15 protein-coding genes are annotated in these 18,323 nt (G+C 36.6%); all 15 read left to right on the forward strand.

The window, feature by feature from the left end; genetic code table 11:
- Positions 1-1,268 precede the first annotated feature (1,268 nt).
- Positions 1,269-2,447: an IS256 family transposase gene (locus RWZ05_RS05400; protein WP_314642794.1), complete on the forward strand. Its 1,179-nt coding sequence runs from the start codon at positions 1,269-1,271 to the stop codon at positions 2,445-2,447.
- A gap of 47 nt (positions 2,448-2,494) precedes the next feature.
- Positions 2,495-2,845, forward strand: a complete 351-nt coding sequence (locus tag RWZ05_RS05405; protein ID WP_314642793.1) for a hypothetical protein — start codon at positions 2,495-2,497, stop codon at positions 2,843-2,845.
- Between the two features lie 1,454 nt (positions 2,846-4,299).
- Positions 4,300-4,683, forward strand: a complete 384-nt coding sequence (locus RWZ05_RS05410) for a hypothetical protein (RefSeq protein ID WP_314642795.1) — start codon at positions 4,300-4,302, stop codon at positions 4,681-4,683.
- A gap of 59 nt (positions 4,684-4,742) precedes the next feature.
- Positions 4,743-5,108 (forward strand): hypothetical protein, encoded by a 366-nt coding sequence (locus RWZ05_RS05415; RefSeq protein ID WP_314642796.1) that lies wholly within the window; start codon positions 4,743-4,745, stop codon positions 5,106-5,108.
- A gap of 359 nt (positions 5,109-5,467) precedes the next feature.
- A complete protein-coding gene (glyQ, locus tag RWZ05_RS05420) occupies positions 5,468-6,343 on the forward strand; it encodes a glycine--tRNA ligase subunit alpha (RefSeq protein WP_314642797.1) in 876 nt (291 codons plus the stop codon).
- A 1-nt stretch (position 6,344) separates the two neighbouring features.
- Positions 6,345-8,396 (forward strand): glycine--tRNA ligase subunit beta, encoded by a 2,052-nt coding sequence (glyS, locus tag RWZ05_RS05425; protein ID WP_314642798.1) that lies wholly within the window; start codon positions 6,345-6,347, stop codon positions 8,394-8,396.
- 165 nt (positions 8,397-8,561) lie between these two features.
- The gene (locus RWZ05_RS05430; RefSeq protein WP_314642800.1) at positions 8,562-8,948 is read left to right on the forward strand and encodes a MarR family winged helix-turn-helix transcriptional regulator; all 387 of its coding nucleotides are present in this window, start codon (positions 8,562-8,564) and stop codon (positions 8,946-8,948) included.
- A gap of 131 nt (positions 8,949-9,079) precedes the next feature.
- Positions 9,080-9,421, forward strand: a complete 342-nt coding sequence (gene rplS / locus RWZ05_RS05435) for a 50S ribosomal protein L19 (protein ID WP_004695921.1) — start codon at positions 9,080-9,082, stop codon at positions 9,419-9,421.
- A 67-nt stretch (positions 9,422-9,488) separates the two neighbouring features.
- The gene (gene ylqF, locus RWZ05_RS05440; RefSeq protein ID WP_314642801.1) at positions 9,489-10,403 is read left to right on the forward strand and encodes a ribosome biogenesis GTPase YlqF; all 915 of its coding nucleotides are present in this window, start codon (positions 9,489-9,491) and stop codon (positions 10,401-10,403) included.
- On the forward strand, positions 10,396-11,193 hold the full coding sequence (locus tag RWZ05_RS05445; RefSeq protein ID WP_314642802.1) for a ribonuclease HII: 798 nt from the start codon (positions 10,396-10,398) through the stop codon (positions 11,191-11,193). Before ylqF ends, RWZ05_RS05445 begins: the two co-directional genes overlap by 8 nt.
- 201 nt (positions 11,194-11,394) lie before the next feature.
- Complete coding sequence (locus tag RWZ05_RS05450; RefSeq protein ID WP_296003412.1) at positions 11,395-11,793, forward strand: YraN family protein; 399 nt, start codon at positions 11,395-11,397, stop codon at positions 11,791-11,793.
- Positions 11,794-11,804: 11 nt separating this feature from the next.
- Complete coding sequence (locus RWZ05_RS05455) at positions 11,805-13,385, forward strand: YifB family Mg chelatase-like AAA ATPase (RefSeq protein WP_314642803.1); 1,581 nt, start codon at positions 11,805-11,807, stop codon at positions 13,383-13,385.
- 8 nt (positions 13,386-13,393) lie between these two features.
- On the forward strand, positions 13,394-14,638 hold the full coding sequence (dprA, locus tag RWZ05_RS05460) for a DNA-processing protein DprA (protein WP_314642804.1): 1,245 nt from the start codon (positions 13,394-13,396) through the stop codon (positions 14,636-14,638).
- Complete coding sequence (topA, locus tag RWZ05_RS05465; protein ID WP_314642805.1) at positions 14,628-17,009, forward strand: type I DNA topoisomerase; 2,382 nt, start codon at positions 14,628-14,630, stop codon at positions 17,007-17,009. Before dprA ends, topA begins: the two co-directional genes overlap by 11 nt.
- A complete protein-coding gene (gene trmFO, locus RWZ05_RS05470) occupies positions 17,002-18,318 on the forward strand; it encodes a methylenetetrahydrofolate--tRNA-(uracil(54)-C(5))-methyltransferase (FADH(2)-oxidizing) TrmFO (protein ID WP_314642806.1) in 1,317 nt (438 codons plus the stop codon). The genes topA and trmFO overlap by 8 nt, the downstream gene beginning before the upstream one ends.
- Positions 18,319-18,323 lie beyond the last annotated feature (5 nt).

An 18,323-nucleotide genomic window follows, 5' to 3' on the forward strand; every position in this document is an offset into this window, starting at 1 on the left:
GTCGTATGATTATATGACTGGTGCCGAAATCCATTATGATTTCTATGGAGCATTCTTAATTTGTTGGTTAATATTCTTCAGTATATTGAAGGCAATTCTAGGCATATAAATAGTGTTAATTCAAATTAAGGAAACCTTACAATAATAAACTTACTAATATACCTTTTGTATTTACATCAGAAGAATTAAGGAGTTTTTATGCCCATTAGAAAGCTTATTTTAAATTAAGAGAATCGGTAAGTATATTCTTAATTCTTAAATAAATTTGGAGAATAAATTATGTTTGAGATGGTAACAATTTTAGGGCTCATATATTTGTTATATCGTATTAGATTCTTTTATAAAAAAGGTAATTATAATCAGGTAAAAGGTTTTGTTTCTATAGCAATTTTCACAATAACCGTTCTGGTTTTGAAACAATTATATGATTATAAATTTATTACTTTTGAAGTATATTATAATATTTCACTTATAGTTGGACTACTTTTTTATCTATTAGTTATTGGGGTTATTATATATAAATATAGATATACAGATAATAAGGAACAAAAAAAAAATCTAATTAAAACTTTTATATTGGCTAATTTGCCTATTCTAATCTTGGGGTTTTTATATTTTCTAATCTTTTTGTAAATGATACTCTAAGAATGTACAAAAATGATGATATAAGATATGAATTTAGTATATAATCCTTGCAAAATATTCCAGCAGATGAAGAAGTAAAAATGAGGTGTAATAGAATCTATGAAATTAATATATTATTTTGCGACTATATCCTTGTTTTTAGCATTTGCCTATAGTGTAATTCAATATATTCGAAAATCTAATGAGGATATAAATGAAAAATATAGTCTGATTAGTTTAGGAATATTTTTATTTGTATTTTTCGCGGATTTCAAGTTCTTAGATATTATAAATAAAGAATTTAAGTACCTAATTGAGTTTTTATTGTTATCATTTAGTACATACCTGTTTTCACTAATTTTTAAAAATAGTGACAATAAATGGATTTATTATTTATTTTCTCTATTTACAATATTGTTATTTTTAATGGCTATTTTATTCTCAATCTAACTTCACATTAATCAAATATTAGTTACCAGTGTATTTATATATATACATTGCATATTAAAAATACAATAAGATTGATTGTATTTTGGGCAGTGTAATATATTTTGTGTAAACTGTTCTCAAATAATTGAAAAGAGAACCAATCTTCTTTATGATTAAGTTACCAATCAAAATCGCAGAAAGAAGGTTGATTCTCTATGTTTAATGGTAACATAATCTCAGTTGATACTCCAGATAATCATTCAATTTTTATGGATTTATTTCGTAATGAACTCGAAACGATGTTAAATACGCTATTACTAGCTGAATTAACTGAGTTTTTATCTTATGATAAATACGATGTTAGTGGCTATAATACGGGTAATTCTCGAAATGGCTATTATGAACGTTCTTTACATACTATTTTCGGTAATATTACCATCAAAATACCTCGCGATCGATTGGGCCAATTTCAAAACAAATTACTTACACCGTACAATCGGAATTTTGGTAATCTTGAAGAAATGATTATACAGTTATATCAGAAAGGTATTACCACGCGTGAAATAGCTGATATTATTGAAAAAATGTATGGTTGCTATTATTCGCCACAGACTATCTCTAACATGACTAAAGTCGTTGCAGAAGAAGTGGATGCATTTCATAATCGGTCATTACCTTCACAGTTTGCTGTAGTCTATCTAGATGCTACTTTTATTACCGTTAAACGAGGAACAGCACAAAAAGAAGCCCTACATGTTTTAATTGGTATTACACCATCAGGCGAGAAACATGTCATCGATTATGGTATATATCCTAATGAAAGCACATTAGCCTACAAAGAGCTATTAGATCATGCAAAACAAAGAGGTCTAGAGGACATTCTCCTTTTTGTCGGTGATGGTTTTCAAGGATTGCAGCAAGCTTGTCAGGAAATATATCCAAGAGCACGTTTCCAACGTTGTTGGGTACATATAACTCGTATGGTGCGTATGCTAATTAGAAAACAAGATATAGCTCCTGTATTGGCACAATTAAAGTTAGTTTATACCGCCAATACAACACAAGTAGCTGAGGTAGCTTTGTCTAACTTTTTAGAAACGTGGTCCTCTAAGTATCCTAAGATTACGAATACATTATCTGATATTACTGATTTATTCACTTTTTTAGAGTTTCCTGAATCCATTAGACCGTCAATCTATTCTAATAATCTAATTGAAGGCTGGAATAAACACCTAAAAAGACGAATAAGCCATAAAGAGCAGTTTCCATCAATCGAGTCATTAGATGCTTTTGTATGCACATTTGCTAGTGAGTATAATGCTAAATTCTTTGGTAAAATACATCGTGGATTTGGTGCAGCATTTAGCCAGTTGCAAAATATGTTTGGTAATTGAGAATAAAAAGACGTTTACACAAAATTATTGACACTACCGAGGCACTTATGAAAGAAAATCTTGCTTTACTACTAGCTATCTTATATCTAATCTATAGATTTAAGACCTATAAAAAAACTAACAAAATCATAGAAGACAGAATAGAAAATGTTCATAAGCCATACTTTAAACGTGTACGAGATGTTTTAGAGTGTTCTGAAGAAGAAGCAGAGAAGGTCGGATTAGCATTAGATAAATATTTTGTTCCCTTAGAAAGTAAATTCTATAAAATTGATGATAATACTTACTCATTTGTTGATGCAGGCGGCCTTAAAGGAACATTTTCAATAGATCAAAACTATAATTTATTGACATTAATTTATAATGAAGTTGATTTATTAGCTTTAGAGCAAGTATAAAAATCAATAATTAGAGAATTGTATTTATGTATGTTAATTTACTATATTCTGAAATTACACTGTATCGAGTATAGCGAGTATTATTAAATTTGTTCTTTTTGTTTGTTAGGTAAAATGAAATGGTTACTATAAAAAAATTATTTTTCTATGCATTTGCATTATTCAATTTAATTTCGCTGATATATAGTATGTCGTATGATTATATGACTGGTGCCGAAATCCATTATGATTTCTATGGAGCATTCTTAATTTGTTGGTTAATATTCTTCAGTATATTGAAGGCAATTCTAGGCATATAAATAGTGTTAATTCAAATTAAGGAAACCTTACAATAATAAACTTACTAATATACCTTTTGTATTTACATCTGAAGAATTAAGGAGATTTTATGCCCATTAGAAAGCTTATAAAGATAACTTGTACAGTAGTTTTATCGTTACTAGCAATTATTCTACTTTTTATTGGAATTAGAATATACGAATATCAAATATTTATAACCTCTCTTGTAGATTATGGCAAACATACAGGGCTAAATAAAAATATGACTGGTTTTGCTACAGATTTTCCCTATATACTCTAATGGTGATTTCAGTATAGTTGTTGTTTACGTATTACCCTATGGTACAGTACGTATCATTCCTAATCATAAAGGCTTTAGTAAAACATTTGAATCTCCAGAAGATGGTAATTTAGAGTCTTTGGAAAGAGCATATGGTGATGAACTTATAATTTTAGAGAGTATTGATCAATTTTCAGAAGATGAAAGAATAATTATATCTGAGGTAACTAAGAAGGACTCTAAACCAAGATATGACCGTGATACTTGGGTTACTAGATCATACTAATCTATGGAATATAAATTTTATAAATAAGTGAAATTGGATAATAGTATATGAATATAAAAATAGTTAAGTTATTAAATTTAATAAGGTTTTGAATAATTGGAACAATTTTTTTATCAATTACTATAACAGGTAATGCCATTGAGTCGACTGCACCAAATGTAGATTATAGATTTATTATCCCTATATTGGTTATGAGTGGCGTACTATTAGTACCATTAATTCGTGGCCGTCGTATAGTCAGGCGTATATATAGAAGAGGAATAAGTCATTATAATTCAAGGCTAATTGTATGCATATTATTTGTTTTAGGGTTTCATAATAAATTAGTTGGTGTACCTATAGCGAAAAAGAGCACTTATGGTTGGTTATTTTTCGGATTTTGGGTTATAGGTTCTATTATTACTCTTATATGGATGTATTTTAATAATATTCCTGTATGGATGTTGTTTCTTTCTATTATCTTAGCTATTTATAAAATACTAAAGGCATTATATAGTTAGGACTTTGTCAATTTATTTGAATAGAATACTTTATATTTTAATATGATTTAACATGACTATTATTTTATATAAGAGTTATGTAAAGCTAGTTAGGAGATGAGTTTGCTAAATGATAGATAAGTTTGATTATACTTTTGGGGTAGTATTATTTATTTTGGTTTGGGATCTTCGTGTGTATTATAAAAATGTATTACAACGAAATTTAACTCGTAAGCAGCAAGAATGGGTAAATAATATGCGATACCCACAGTTATTTAAACTCACAAATTTAGTAAGTATAGTGGCCGGAATTGGTTTTTTAATATTCTATATGTTCTTTAATTTTGGATATGCTTATTTTTATCCATTAGGTGCAGTCCTAGTAATTCATTTTTTAAAAGATTTCATTAGAAATATACAGAAAAAGGAATCTAGTACATATAAAGATGGACGTAATGAAAATTATATATACATAATTGGAATCGTGTTTATTTTATGGATTGTATTGCATTAGTTTAATAATGCTATTAAAATACATTTTTATGGCTGAATATTTTCTCAGGGAGAAGATGAATGGAAAAACAAATAGTAAATATATTTTTACTTTTAGGTTTTAATTATTATATGATTAAATCTTGGGGGACACGGAAGGTTACAATTTTAACACTAATTGGCAACTATTTCTTAATCAGTATTTTAATAGAATCGTATTTTGGTTTACCTAAATTCATTGAGGACTTTAATGCACTATTTATGCTTGGAATAGGTATGGTAGGTACTTATATCTTATGGCGTAAAAATAAAGCTGGAACACTAACAGAGTATGAAAAAAGAGGATGGATTCTAACTCGTACTTTCTTAGCATTATTTGTCTTAGCTGTATTAGTAGGTGTATTAGTTTTTTTGTTTATGAAGTATATTTATGGGATATACATCTAGCCTTATTTTTTGATTTATTTATCTATAATTAAAATTAAATTAATTATATATTATGAGTGATTGACATTTCTCCCTCTGTATTGCTACAATATTGTGTATAATATATGCGATGAAGCAGAGTAGTAAACCTTTCTAGCGAGTGAGGATGGTGTAAGCTCACATTTGGTTGAAGGCGCTGTAGAGCATTGGCAGGAACGCAGGTATCTGTTAGTAAAGGCCAACATAGAAAAAAGAGGGCGCAAGCCAAATAGGGTGGAACCGCGGGTATACTCGTCCCTGTAACGTTTTTCGTTACAGGGACTTTTTTGTTTGTAACGAAATGGTTGATTTTATGTCGGTTGTGTAAAGTGGAGGCAGCAATGACATTTCAAGAGATTATTTTAAATCTACAAAAATTCTGGAGCGATCAAGGTTGTATCGTTCAAAATCCATATGACATCGAAAAGGGTGCAGGTACAATGAACCCTGCTACGTTCTTACATGCTATTGGTCCTGAACCATGGGCTGTATGTTATGTAGAACCTTCTCGTCGTCCAGCAGACGGTCGTTATGGTGATAACCCTAACCGTTTGTTCCAACATCATCAATTCCAAGTTATCGTGAAACCATCTCCAGATAATATCCAAGAATTGTACTTACAATCTTTGGCTGCATTAGGTATTCACGCTGAGGATCACGACATTCGTTTCGTAGAGGATAACTGGGAGTCTCCAACATTGGGTGCTTGGGGCCTTGGTTGGGAAGTATGGCTTGACGGTATGGAAGTAACGCAGTTCACCTATTTCCAACAAGTTGGTTCCATCGACTGTAAACCAGTATCCGTAGAAATTACATACGGTTTAGAACGTTTAGCTATGTACATTCAAGGCGTAGAAAACGTATATGATCTTAAATGGAATGAAAACGTTACATATGGTGATGTTTGGCATGCTAACGAAGTAGAACAATCCGTATATAACTTTGAATTAGCAGATACAGATATGCTATTCAAATTGTTTGATATGTATGAAGCAGAAGCAAAACGCGTTTGTGAAGCCGGTTATGTATTGCCAGCTTACGACTATGTATTGAAATGTTCCCACACATTCAACTTGCTTGATTCCCGTGGCGCTATTTCTATTAGCGAACGTACTGCTTTCATCGGCCGCGTGCGTACATTAGCTCGTATTTGTGCACAACAATACCTTGCTAAACGCGAAGAATTAGGTTTCCCACTTTTGAAAGGAGATAAATAAGATGGCAAAGGATTTATTATTTGAAATCGGTGCAGAAGAAATTCCTGCCGGCTTTATGCCAAATATCTTAGGTCAATTGAAACAATTGGCTAAAACAAAATTAAATGATGCCCATCTTCCTTTTGAAAGCATCACAACATACGGTACACCACGTCGTTTGGCTCTTATTGTGAAAGGTCTTGCTGATGCATCTGCTGAAATCAGTGAACGTCATAAAGGTCCTTCTGCGTCCATCGCATACGATGCTGACGGCAATCCTACAAAAGCAGCTATCGGTTTTGCTCGAGGTAAAGGTCTTGATGTATCTGATCTCGTTGTAGAAGACGGCTATATTTACGCTGAAACTAAAACTGCTGGCGTACCTGCGAAAGATATCGTCACAGATATGTTGCCACAATTGATTACAGGCCTTAACTTCCCTAAATCCATGCATTGGGGCAATCTAGATGCTAAGTTTGTACGTCCAGTACGTTGGCTTGTAGCATTACTTGATGAAGAAGTAATTCCTGTAGAGTTTGCTACTGTTACATCTGGTAATGTCACACGTGGTCATCGTTTTTTAGGTGCTGATGAAATCACTATTAAGAATGCAGCATCCTATGTAGACACATTAAAAGAAAACTTTGTTATGGTCGATCAAGATGCTCGTCGCGAATTGATTTCCAAACAATTACATGATATAGCAGCTTCTAAAAATGCATCTATCGTTTGGGACGATGATTTGTTAGAAGAAATCAACTACCTTGTTGAATGGCCTACAGCATTGTGTGGTGGCTTTGAAGAGTCCTACTTGGCACTTCCTGATGCAGCTATCATTACACCGATGAAAGACCATCAACGTTACTTCCCATTGGTTGACCAAGACGGTAAATTGTTGCCAATGTTCTTAACAGTGCGCAATGGTTCCGACCATTCCATCGAAGTAGTTCAAGCTGGTAATGAACGCGTATTGCGCGCTCGCTTAGATGATGCTAAATTCTTCTTTAACGAAGACCGCAAGAAACCTCTTATCGACCGCCAAGATGGTTTAACAAAAATCGTATTCCAAGAAGGTCTTGGTAACTTAGCAGATAAAACTGAACGGTTGCTTAAATTAGGCCGTGTATTTGGTGAAGAATGTGGTTTGCACGAAGATGCAGCTGTTGTGTTAGAACGTGCTACAGAGCTTGCTAAAACTGACCTTACAACAGGTATGGTTACAGAGTTCACCGAATTACAAGGTGTAATGGGTAAAGAATACGCTTTACTCGATGGTGAATCTCCTGAGGTAGCAGAAGCTATTTTCGAACAATATTTACCACGTTTTGCAGGCGATGTATTACCTCAAACTGAAGCAGGTAAAGTATTGTCCATCATCGATAAAGTAGATAACATCGTTGCTACTTTCAGCCGTGGCTTAATCCCTACAGGCTCTCAAGATCCATATGCATTGCGTCGTCAAACAATTGGTATCTTAAACATTTTGCTTGGTAGCGAATGGAATATCAGCTTGCGTCCAATCTTCAAAGCATCTATGGAATTACTGAATGTGCCAGCTGAAAAACAAGAAGAATTGCTCGGTCAAGTAGAAGAATTCTTCACACTTCGTTTGAAAAATATCTTCCTTGATCGCGAAGTTCCTCATCATGTAATCGACTTATTGTTGTCCAACAATGAATTGTCCGTAGCTGATGCAGAAGGTCTTGTAAACGCATTGTTAGCAAATCGCATCGATGAAAATGTTGAGCTTGTTCAAGCTTATACTCGTATGTACAATCTTGTAAAAGATGTAGAATATACAGGTATTAATAGCGACTTGTTAAAAGAAGATGCTGAAAAAGCATTGTTCGAAGCTGCTTCTAAAGCATCCGAAGCAAGTCTTGCAGCATGGGAAGCAAATGATTATGCTGCAGTTGTAGCAGTTCCAGCAACCCTTGTACCAACAATTAACCAATTCTTTGAAGATGTAATGGTTATGGACAAAGATGAGGCTATTAAAGCTAACCGTTTACAACTTGTTCGCTTGGCGTACAGTGTAATGGCTATTATCGGCGATATTAGTGCATTAAAATAATATTAGTAAAAGAACGATTCAACTTTTACCAATATATAAGAGAAGAGGTACCTTAAGGTGCCTCTTTTTTGCTTTTACGAAGAATATACATATTATATGCAGGATTTTTGAATGCTATGGCGAATACCTTATAATATACAAAGTTGTATGAGGAGAATATCGATCATGAATCATGATGAATTATATAAGGCCTTATGTAAGGTGCCAAGTGGCAAAGAAAAGTCTCGTGATAGAATTATTATTGAATTATATATGCGTTCTCAAGGAGCATCACAGAAACAGCTAGTAGATGCTCTTAATATGCGTCCTGCAACGGTATCTGAGCAGACGGATATTCTCATTGAATTAGGGTATGTAACAAAACATATCGACTTTATGGATAAACGCATATCGGTGGTAGGCTTAACAGATGAGGGGAAGCGGTTAGGCAAATCATTATTACATTCGTATGATCAATTTTTGAATGTCTTGTTTTCCGACTTGTCTGAAGTGGAACAAGAGGAGTTATATCGTTTATTATGTAAGTTAAAACGGCCTATTTTACGAAAATAATTTTATTCTCAAAATTATATAGAAAATACTTGCGAACAGTACGTGATTTATGATAATATATTTCTGTTAATTTGAGACAGTCCGCTGCCTATAAGGTGTAGGTATTGAATGTCTGCAAACAGGAGGAAACAATGAACATTATTAACGTACTTGAACAAGAACAACTTCGTACAGACATCCCTACTTTCCGCGCTGGTGACACAGTTCGCGTACACGTAAAAGTAGTGGAAGGTACTCGTGAACGTATCCAAGTATTCGAAGGTTTGGTAATTAAACGTCAAAACGGTGGCGTACGTGAAACTTTCACAGTTCGTCGTATTGCATCCGGTGTAGGTGTAGAACGTACATTCCCACTTCACAGCCCACGCTTAGCTAAAATCGAAGTTATGCGCCGTGGTGTTGTTCGTCGTGCTAAATTGTACTACTTACGTAACCTTACTGGTAAAGCTGCTCGTATTCGCGAAAAACGCTAATGTTCATAAAAGGCTGCCGTTGGCAGCCTTTTATTTTTGCTAAAATTTAGATATGAAAGGAAATACTATGGCAGATTCACCTATCGTACATTGGTTCCCTGGTCATATGGCGAAAGCCACACGTATGATTACGGAGTATATCAAAAAGGTAGACGTAGTTATCGAGTTACTAGATGCGCGTATTCCTCGTTCTAGTGCGAACCCTGTAATCACTGAACTGGTTGGTCAGAAACCTCATATCGTACTGTTAAATAAAGTAGACTTAGCAGATCCTAAAGCAACAAAGGAATGGACTCAATTCTTTACTAAACAAGGTATCACAGTACTAGCTATCGACTCTAAGTCTGGCAAGGGTAATAAGAAGTTAGTATCTACAGTCGAGAGTTTGAGCAAGCCTATTATTGACCGTTGGGTCGCAAAAGGTATTCGCAGTCGTTCTGTACGTACCATCATCTTAGGGATTCCTAATGTTGGTAAATCTACGTTGATTAACTCCTTAGCGGGCTCTGCAGCAACGCGCACAGCTAACAAAGCTGGTCATACACGTGGTCAACAATGGGTTAAAATTGGTAAGAACCTTGAATTGCTCGATACACCAGGTGTATTATGGCCTAAGTTAGAGGACCAACGCGCGGCGGCTCGTCTTGCTATGACGGGTGCTGTTTCTGATGATGTGTACGACTTAGAGCATGTAATGAAACAGTTATTAAATCATTTATTGACGAATACACCAAATATTTTGGTGGAACGTTATAAATTAAAAGAAGAAGAGATGACCGATGTGGATACCATTCTTGAAAGTATCGGCCGTCGTCGCGGTTGTCTCGTCAGCGGTGGCGTAGTAGATTTTGATAAAGCACGTCGCATTATCTTGCAAGACTACCGCAATACTAAACTAGGTACAATTACTCTCGATAAGGTAGACGAAGAACCATACTATCCTGAAAACGGTGAAAACGGTGAGGATATACAAAATGGATAAGGATACATTTAGTAAATTAAAAGTGGCTCATATAAAAGCTCTTTTTGAAACTGAACAAGCCTTAGAGATTTTACCTTTAGCTCAAGAGGATGACCGTAGTTCCGTTAAAAAATTAGCTGCTACATATATTAAACGTCAGGAAAAAGAGTTAAAAGAACAGCAACGCCTCATGAGCATGTATGACTATGAAGGCATGTTCTATGATCAAGGTATGTATCATGTAGCTGGCGTCGATGAGGTAGGCCGTGGCCCTATAGCAGGCCCTGTAACGGTAGCTGCCGTTATCTTGCCACCTATGACATTAATTCCTGGACTCAATGACTCTAAAAAGCTAACAGAAGAAAAGCGTGAAGCCCTCTACGATATCATCATGGATGAAGCCGTAGCAGTAAGCTGTATTTCATACGGTCCAGAGAAGATTGATGAACTCAATATCTACGAAGCAACACGACAAGCTATGTATGAGGCGATTCGCACGCTTAGCGTACCAGCGGAAGCCGTAGTTGCAGATGCTATGAAACTCCCTGATTTAACGATTCCTGTAGAATCTATTATTAAGGGTGATAGTAAAAGCGCTAATATTGCTGCTGCATCTATCATCGCTAAGGTTACGCGAGATCGCTATATGAAACAGCTCGATGAGGAATACCCTGGTTATGGTTTTGGTATTCATAAGGGATACTATACGGAGCTCCATAAAGAAGCGGTAGAACAACAAGGGGTAACACCACTTCATCGTAAGAGTTTTGAACCTATAAAATCTATCGTTCGTTGGGTTAAGCCAGAGTAAAATAAATTGCATATAGTTCATAACCGTAAAGAGGTTCCTATTGGTCACCTATGTGACTATTAGGAACCTCTTTTGTATTTACTTTTACAGCATTTATATTCTACGCTACAAGTAAGGATTACCTGTTGAAAGTTTAGAGATACTTTGAATATTACAATTTAGAAGGCTTTTGTAGCTGATACACCTAAATAGGAGGTATGTATGAAGACCATTAGTACCGGCAAAGCATTTAATGAACTTGATTCTAAAGAGCTTGGTAAATGGGGAGAACGCGTTGCTACCCAGTATATTGAAAAGTTAGGTCTTACCGTAGTAGATACAAACTATAGAACGAGATTAGGGGAAATCGATATTATTGCAAAACGTGATTTAGTGTATCACTTTATTGAAATTAAAGCTCGTCGTGGTATGCAACATGGATTGGCACGTGAGGCGGTTACTAAAAAGAAACAAAAGCATATTAAGCGGGCCGCCATGTTATTTTTATATGATCTACATCAAAAGAAACGACACTGGAAAGAAATATCCTTTGATGTTATAGAGGTCTATCTTCACGAGGACTTTCAAAGTTCTATTCATTATTTGCCGCAGTGCTTTTAGTGAGGATTCTTATGTATGCAAAACTATATGGAGCCACCTTATATGGCATAGATGGATGCATTATTACGGTTGAAGTCGATATATCGCAAGGTTTACCTGTCTTTGATATCGTAGGTCTACCTAATCAATCCGTAAAGGAAGCTCGTGAACGTGTGAGGGCTGCTATTAAAAATAGTGGCTATGAATTCCCCATGAGACGTATCGTAGTCAATTTAGCACCTGCTACAATTCGTAAAAGTAGTGCAGGACTCGATTTAGCAATTGCTTTAGGTGTTCTCATTGCATCAGGTCAGATAAAAGGGCGTAAAGCAAAGATTTTAGCTTTATTAAATCAATGTTTATTTATGGGGGAATTAGCCTTAGATGGGTCACTGCTACCGACCTTTGGCACTTTGGCGATGTCCTTGGCAGGGTTAGCAGCTAATTACTCCACTATATATACAAGCGTAGAAAATGGACATACTCTAAAAGCTATTCCAAATCTTACTATATATGGGAAGTCTTCCCTACAAAATATTATTACAATGTTAGAAGACCAAATTAAATCTAAAACTAAAACCCAATCTATTTCAAATTCGAAAAAAGTTACACATAATGGAATACTAAGTGACCCGATGGCTAATACAAACCATAATACTACATATAATGTAGATTTTGGCGATGTACAAGGTCAAGAGCTTGGTAAAAGGGCCATGCTCATTAGCGCTGCAGGTCATCATCATTGTATTATGATAGGACCACCCGGTGGAGGTAAGACAATGATGGCTGAGCGATTACCTACTATATTACCACCTATGACCTGGAATGAAATTATTGAAGTGAGTCGTATACAAGATGTAATTGGATTATTAGGGGATGCGGGATTAGTTACAACGCGTCCTTTTAGACACCCCCATCATACGGCAACTATGGCGAGTATGGTGGGTGGAGGTATTCAAGGGCGCCCTGGGGAAGTCACACTTGCTCACGGTGGTGTTTTATTTATGGATGAAGCACCTGAATTTCAACGCCAAGTTATTGATGCTCTGAGGCAGCCCTTAGAATCGCGCACAATTACCATAAATCGCTCTCAAGGTAATTACATATATCCTGCCAATTTTATTTGTATCTTGGCAGCCAATCCTTGCCCTTGCGGTTATTATCATGATCCATATAAGGAGTGCATATGTTCTGAAACGATGGTCAGAAACTACCAGCAACGATTGTCAGGACCAATTATGGACCGCATTGATTTACATATTCCCGTTGAAAGGCCTACACTGGAAGAATTATTAGATCATTCGACGTCTACTATGACAAGTGAAAGCATGAGACAGCAAGTTATGTTGGCAACTGCATTGCAGCAGAAACGTTATGAAGGCTTAGAATTTAATTCTAATGGAGCCGTACCTCACAAAGCCATAAGTGAGCTATGTAATATTTCTGACAAGGCCTGGAGTGTATTAGGCAATATATTTGACCACTTTCATTTAAGTGGACGTGCCTTTGACCGTATATTAAAGGTGGCTCGTACCATAGCAGACCTTGAGGGAAATCCACAGGTGGAGCCTCATCACATTTCTGAGGCTATGTTGTTTAGAACAGGTAAATAGGTGTGAAGATGACTAGATACGATGATACTATTTATATTGCAGGCTTACAAAGTTTATATAATATTGGATCCACACATGTACGGCGTTTCATAGAAGATTTTGGGTCACCTTATGATGCTTGGCAAGCAGTGAAGAAGGTTGAAAATTTGAAGCCTTATACACATATTCCTACCTCTGATAAACGTGCTATAGCTTCATCGGCTAAGGATGAAAAATTAGATTATATAATTCATAAAATAGACGAATATAAGATGGACTTTACTACCTTTTTAGATAAAGATTTTCCGTCTATTTTGAACCACATTTATAATCCTCCGGCTATATTGTTTATGAGAGGTAATAGAGCCCTTTTAGATAAACGGTTGAATCGAATTGCCCTTGTAGGGGCACGGCGCTGTTCGTTGTACGGTCGCAATGTGGCGAGAATGCTTGGTAAAGAGCTCGGTAAATACAGTACTATTATCGTCAGTGGAGGCGCACGCGGTATCGATGCACATGGTCATGAAGGTCTGTTAGCTAGTCAGGGGTATGGTATTGTTGTCATGGGTTGTGGACTAGATATATCGTATCCTAGAGAGAATACAAAATTATTTGACCGAATCTTAGAGAATAATGGTTTGCTGTTATCTGAATACCCACCTGGTACGCCACCCTCTGCTAAACATTTCCCTGCTCGAAATCGTATCATTAGTGGTCTAAGTAGAGGTGTAATCGTAGTAGAAGCAAAAGCAAGTAGTGGTTCACTGATTACAGCTGATATGGCTGTTAGTGAAGGGCGAGATGTATTTGTGGTGCCTTGTAATTTATTAGACCATACGGCAGATGGCAATAAATTCCTCATGCGTAATGGAGCCTTTGTATTAACTGGTTATGAGGACGTCGTTAAGGAATATCATTTAACCTTGCGAAATATGTTTAGTACTAAAGAAAAACCTACATCACCGAATAAAAGAGATACTATGGGTGTAAAAGATAGTAATCAAATAAAAGATAGTAATCAAATAGGGAATAATAGTCAGGGTGTTGATACACAAGGGCTCTCTATGTTAAGCTTTAGTGTGGATAGGAATCTAATCTTGAACGAAATACCTCATGATCGTTGCATTACCGTGAGTGATATTTTGAAAGCGACCTCTATTCCATTACAACAACTGCAGCCCTTATTACTAGAGTTAGAAATGGAAGGGGCTATAGAGAATCATCCGCCGAGAGGCTATATTAATATGACTAGGAGTGATATACTTGTCCATTAAACGATCAATCGTTATTGGCGAGCCAAAAGCAGCTAGTACTAGTAAAGATACTAAAAAGAAAAGTACTAAGAAAGAGAGTACTACGATTAAGCGTAAGGTTGCTAAAGAAGCCCTTACTCCCATGGGGATTGTACGGGATAAATCTGTACTACAAACATCCGTGCCACCAGAGCAACGGGAACCACGCGTATATAATCCAGATGGCAAAGTATTGGTTATCGTAGAGTCTCCTGCTAAATCGAAAACAATTGAAAAATTCTTAGGTCCAAACTATGTGGTAAAAGCAAGTATGGGCCATTTACGTGATTTGCCTAAATCTCAAATGGGCATCGATATTGAGCATGGATTTACACCGCGTTATAGTAACTTGGTAACTCGTAAAAAGATTATTGATGAACTCGTATCCTATGCCGATGAAAGCAGTGCCGTATTGCTCGCAACTGACCCTGACCGCGAAGGGGAGGCTATTTCTTGGCATTTAGCGTACATTTTAAATGTAGATCCTACATCTACATGTCGTATTACGTTCAATGAGATTACTAAAAATGCGGTCGCAGAGGCCTTAGAAAATCCACGTACTATCGATATGAACATGGTGGATGCCCAACAAGCACGCCGTGTATTAGACCGTATCGTAGGCTATAAATTGAGTCCTTTATTATGGAAAAAGGTTTGTAAAGGACTTAGTGCAGGTCGTGTGCAATCCGTTGCAGTTCGACTTATCTGTGAAAGAGAGCGCGAAATTCAAGCTTTCGTGCCACAAGAATATTGGACTATTGAAGGCAATTTTGAAACGCCTAAAAAAGAGGCTTTCACAGCGGAATTGACTCATATTAAAGGCGAGAAAATCGATATTACTACTGAAAGTGAAGCACAAGCCGTAGTCGATGCTATTGGCGGAGCCGATGCAGTAGTGACAAATATTGAAAAGCGCAAGCGTTCTCGTAAAGCGGCACCTCCCTTTACAACGTCTACATTGCAACAAGATGGGGTCCGTAAATTGAACTTTGGTGCGAAGCGTACCATGATGATTGCCCAACATTTATACGAAGGTCTTGAAATCGGTTCCTATGGCCACGTGGGTTTGATTACGTACATGCGTACAGACTCAACGCGTATCTCTAAAGAGATGCAAGAAACGGCTAAGGACTTTATCCTTCGCAATTATGGGGAAGACTATTATCCGTCTAAACCAAATGTGTACGGTTCTAAAGGTTCTGCACAAGATGCGCACGAAGCGATTCGTCCTACATCTCTTGAGTTAACACCTAAAATGGTTGAACCATTCTTAAGTCGTGATGAACTTAAGCTGTATACGTTAATTTGGAATCGTTTTATGGCGAGCCAAATGGCACCACAACAAAATGAATCTACTACCATTGAGTTGACTGTTAAAAATGATTATACATTCAAAGCAACGGGCTCTCGTGTTATCTTCCCTGGCTTTAGTGCCGTTTATGAAGATACGAAAAAAGAGGATATTCCTCAATTGCCAGCGCTTAAAAAGAATGATGCAGCCCATACGGTAGAGGTATTGCCTGAACAACATTTCACGCAACCACCTCCTCGTTACTCTGAGGCGAGTCTTATCAAAACGCTAGAAGAACTCGGTATTGGCCGTCCTAGTACGTATGCACCAATTCTAGATACAATCGTAAGCCGTAACTATGTAGAGAATACGAATAAACAATTCGTTCCTACAGAGCTAGGCTTTGTAGTAGTAGACTTCTTGATAGCGTACTTCGAAAAAATCATTAATACTGGCTTTACGCGAGACCTTGAAGAAGAGCTGGATGCTATTGCATCTGGCAAAGATACATATGTAAAAGTATTATCTGACTTCTACGAGGTATTTGCTCAAGAGCTAGAGGATGCGAGCGATGTAGATCGCATTGAAATTGCATCTATGGAAAGTGATGAAACCTGTGAACTTTGCAATAGCCCAATGGTATATAAATTTGGTCGTTATGGTAAGTTCCTAGCATGTTCTAACTTCCCAGAATGTAAAAATACTAAACCTATTACAGTAGGTACAGGTGTAACTTGTCCTAAATGTAAAGAAGGGGAAATCGTAGAGCGTAAATCTCGCCGTGGTCGTTTATTCTACGGTTGCGATCGATACCCACAATGTGACTTTACATTATGGGATAAACCAACTCATGATTTCTGTGAAACATGTGGTTCGATTATGGTTGAAAAGACATATAAAAATGGGACAATTAAAAAGTTCTGTTCCAATGAAACATGTCCAACTAGACCACCAAAGAAAACTAGAAAGAAAAAGAGCGAAGCTAGTGAAGAAACTGTAAAAGAATCTAAAGAATCTAATAAGTCTAGCAAAGCTAAAAAAGAGGAAACAACAGTTGAATAATAAAAATGTTATTGTTATTGGTGCGGGCCTAGCAGGTTCTGAGGCGGCTTGGCAACTCGCCAATCGAGGCATTCATGTAGATTTATATGAAATGCGCCCTGTGAATAGCTCTCCTGCGCACCAAACCGATCAATTTGCAGAGCTCGTATGCAGTAACTCCTTGCGGGCTGGCAATATTGAAAATGCAGTAGGTCTTTTAAAAGAAGAAATGCGTCGTTTGGGTTCCCTTATTATGGAGTGTGCCGATGCGACTGCTGTACCTGCTGGTGGTGCTTTAGCCGTTGATCGTCATTTGTTTAGTGAAATGGTGACGAAGAAGGTAAAGGGCCATCCTAATATTACAGTTCACCACGAAGAGGTAACTGAGATTCCTGCTGAAGGAACTGTTATCTTTGCTTCTGGTCCACTTACGTCTGAAGCATTGGGAGATAAGATTAAAGACTTAACAGGAGAAACCGGTTTTTACTTCTATGATGCAGCAGCCCCTATTGTTACAGCAGAATCTTTAAATTACGACAAAGTATTTGCCGCTTCTCGTTACGATAAGGGCGATGCAGATTACCTTAACTGTCCTATGACAGAAGAGGAATACAAAGCATTTTGGCATGAGCTTACTACGGCTGAAGCTGTACAACCAAAGGATTTTGAAAAAGAAATCTACTTTGAAGGTTGCATGCCTGTAGAAATCATGGCAAGCCGTGGGGAAGACACATTGCGCTATGGTCCACTTAAACCAGTTGGCTTAGTGGATAAACGGACCAATGAGGAATCTTATGCAGTAGTACAATTGCGCAAGGAAAATAAGGAAGGCACCATGTTTAACTTAGTAGGCTTCCAAACTCATTTAAAGTGGGGCGAACAAAAGCGTGTATTTGGTATGATTCCAGGTCTTGAAAATGCTGAATTCGTTCGTTATGGTGTTATGCACCGGAATACGTATATTAACTCTCCTGAGTTGTTGAACCACGCATTCCAATTAAAAAAAGAACCACGTCTATTCTTTGCTGGTCAAATGACAGGCGTAGAAGGGTATTTAGAATCTGCTGCGAGTGGTCTCATGGTAGGCCTTCAAGTGGAACGTTATTTAGAGGAACGTTCATTTATTGATTTCCCTAAAACTACGGCGATTGGTTCTCTTAGCCACTATATTTCTAACTACGAAGGCTCTAATTTCCAACCGATGAATGTCAACTTTGGCATTATGGATCCATGGCCTCAAAAAGTACGTAAGAAAAAAGAGAAAAATGCATTGATTGCTAATCGTGCATTAGAAGAGCTAGATGCTTTAAAAGCTAAAGAAAATTTGTAAGATAA

This window comes from uncultured Veillonella sp. (genome assembly GCF_963543145.1).
Taxonomy (GTDB): domain Bacteria; phylum Bacillota; class Negativicutes; order Veillonellales; family Veillonellaceae; genus Veillonella.

Bases quoted from the DNA above. Each gene is read 5' to 3' on its own strand.
- RWZ05_RS05400 (WP_314642794.1), top strand. From the start codon at position 1,269: ATGTTTAATGGTAACATAATCTCAGTTGATACTCCAGATAATCATTCA.
- RWZ05_RS05405 (WP_314642793.1), top strand. From the start codon at position 2,495: ATGAAAGAAAATCTTGCTTTACTACTAGCTATCTTATATCTAATCTAT.
- RWZ05_RS05410 (WP_314642795.1), top strand. From the start codon at position 4,300: ATGATAGATAAGTTTGATTATACTTTTGGGGTAGTATTATTTATTTTG.
- RWZ05_RS05415 (WP_314642796.1), top strand. From the start codon at position 4,743: ATGGAAAAACAAATAGTAAATATATTTTTACTTTTAGGTTTTAATTAT.
- glyQ (WP_314642797.1), top strand. From the start codon at position 5,468: ATGACATTTCAAGAGATTATTTTAAATCTACAAAAATTCTGGAGCGAT.
- glyS (WP_314642798.1), top strand. From the start codon at position 6,345: ATGGCAAAGGATTTATTATTTGAAATCGGTGCAGAAGAAATTCCTGCC.
- RWZ05_RS05430 (WP_314642800.1), top strand. From the start codon at position 8,562: ATGAATCATGATGAATTATATAAGGCCTTATGTAAGGTGCCAAGTGGC.
- rplS (WP_004695921.1), top strand. From the start codon at position 9,080: ATGAACATTATTAACGTACTTGAACAAGAACAACTTCGTACAGACATC.
- ylqF (WP_314642801.1), top strand. From the start codon at position 9,489: ATGGCAGATTCACCTATCGTACATTGGTTCCCTGGTCATATGGCGAAA.
- RWZ05_RS05445 (WP_314642802.1), top strand. From the start codon at position 10,396: ATGGATAAGGATACATTTAGTAAATTAAAAGTGGCTCATATAAAAGCT.
- RWZ05_RS05450 (WP_296003412.1), top strand. From the start codon at position 11,395: ATGAAGACCATTAGTACCGGCAAAGCATTTAATGAACTTGATTCTAAA.
- RWZ05_RS05455 (WP_314642803.1), top strand. From the start codon at position 11,805: ATGTATGCAAAACTATATGGAGCCACCTTATATGGCATAGATGGATGC.
- dprA (WP_314642804.1), top strand. From the start codon at position 13,394: ATGACTAGATACGATGATACTATTTATATTGCAGGCTTACAAAGTTTA.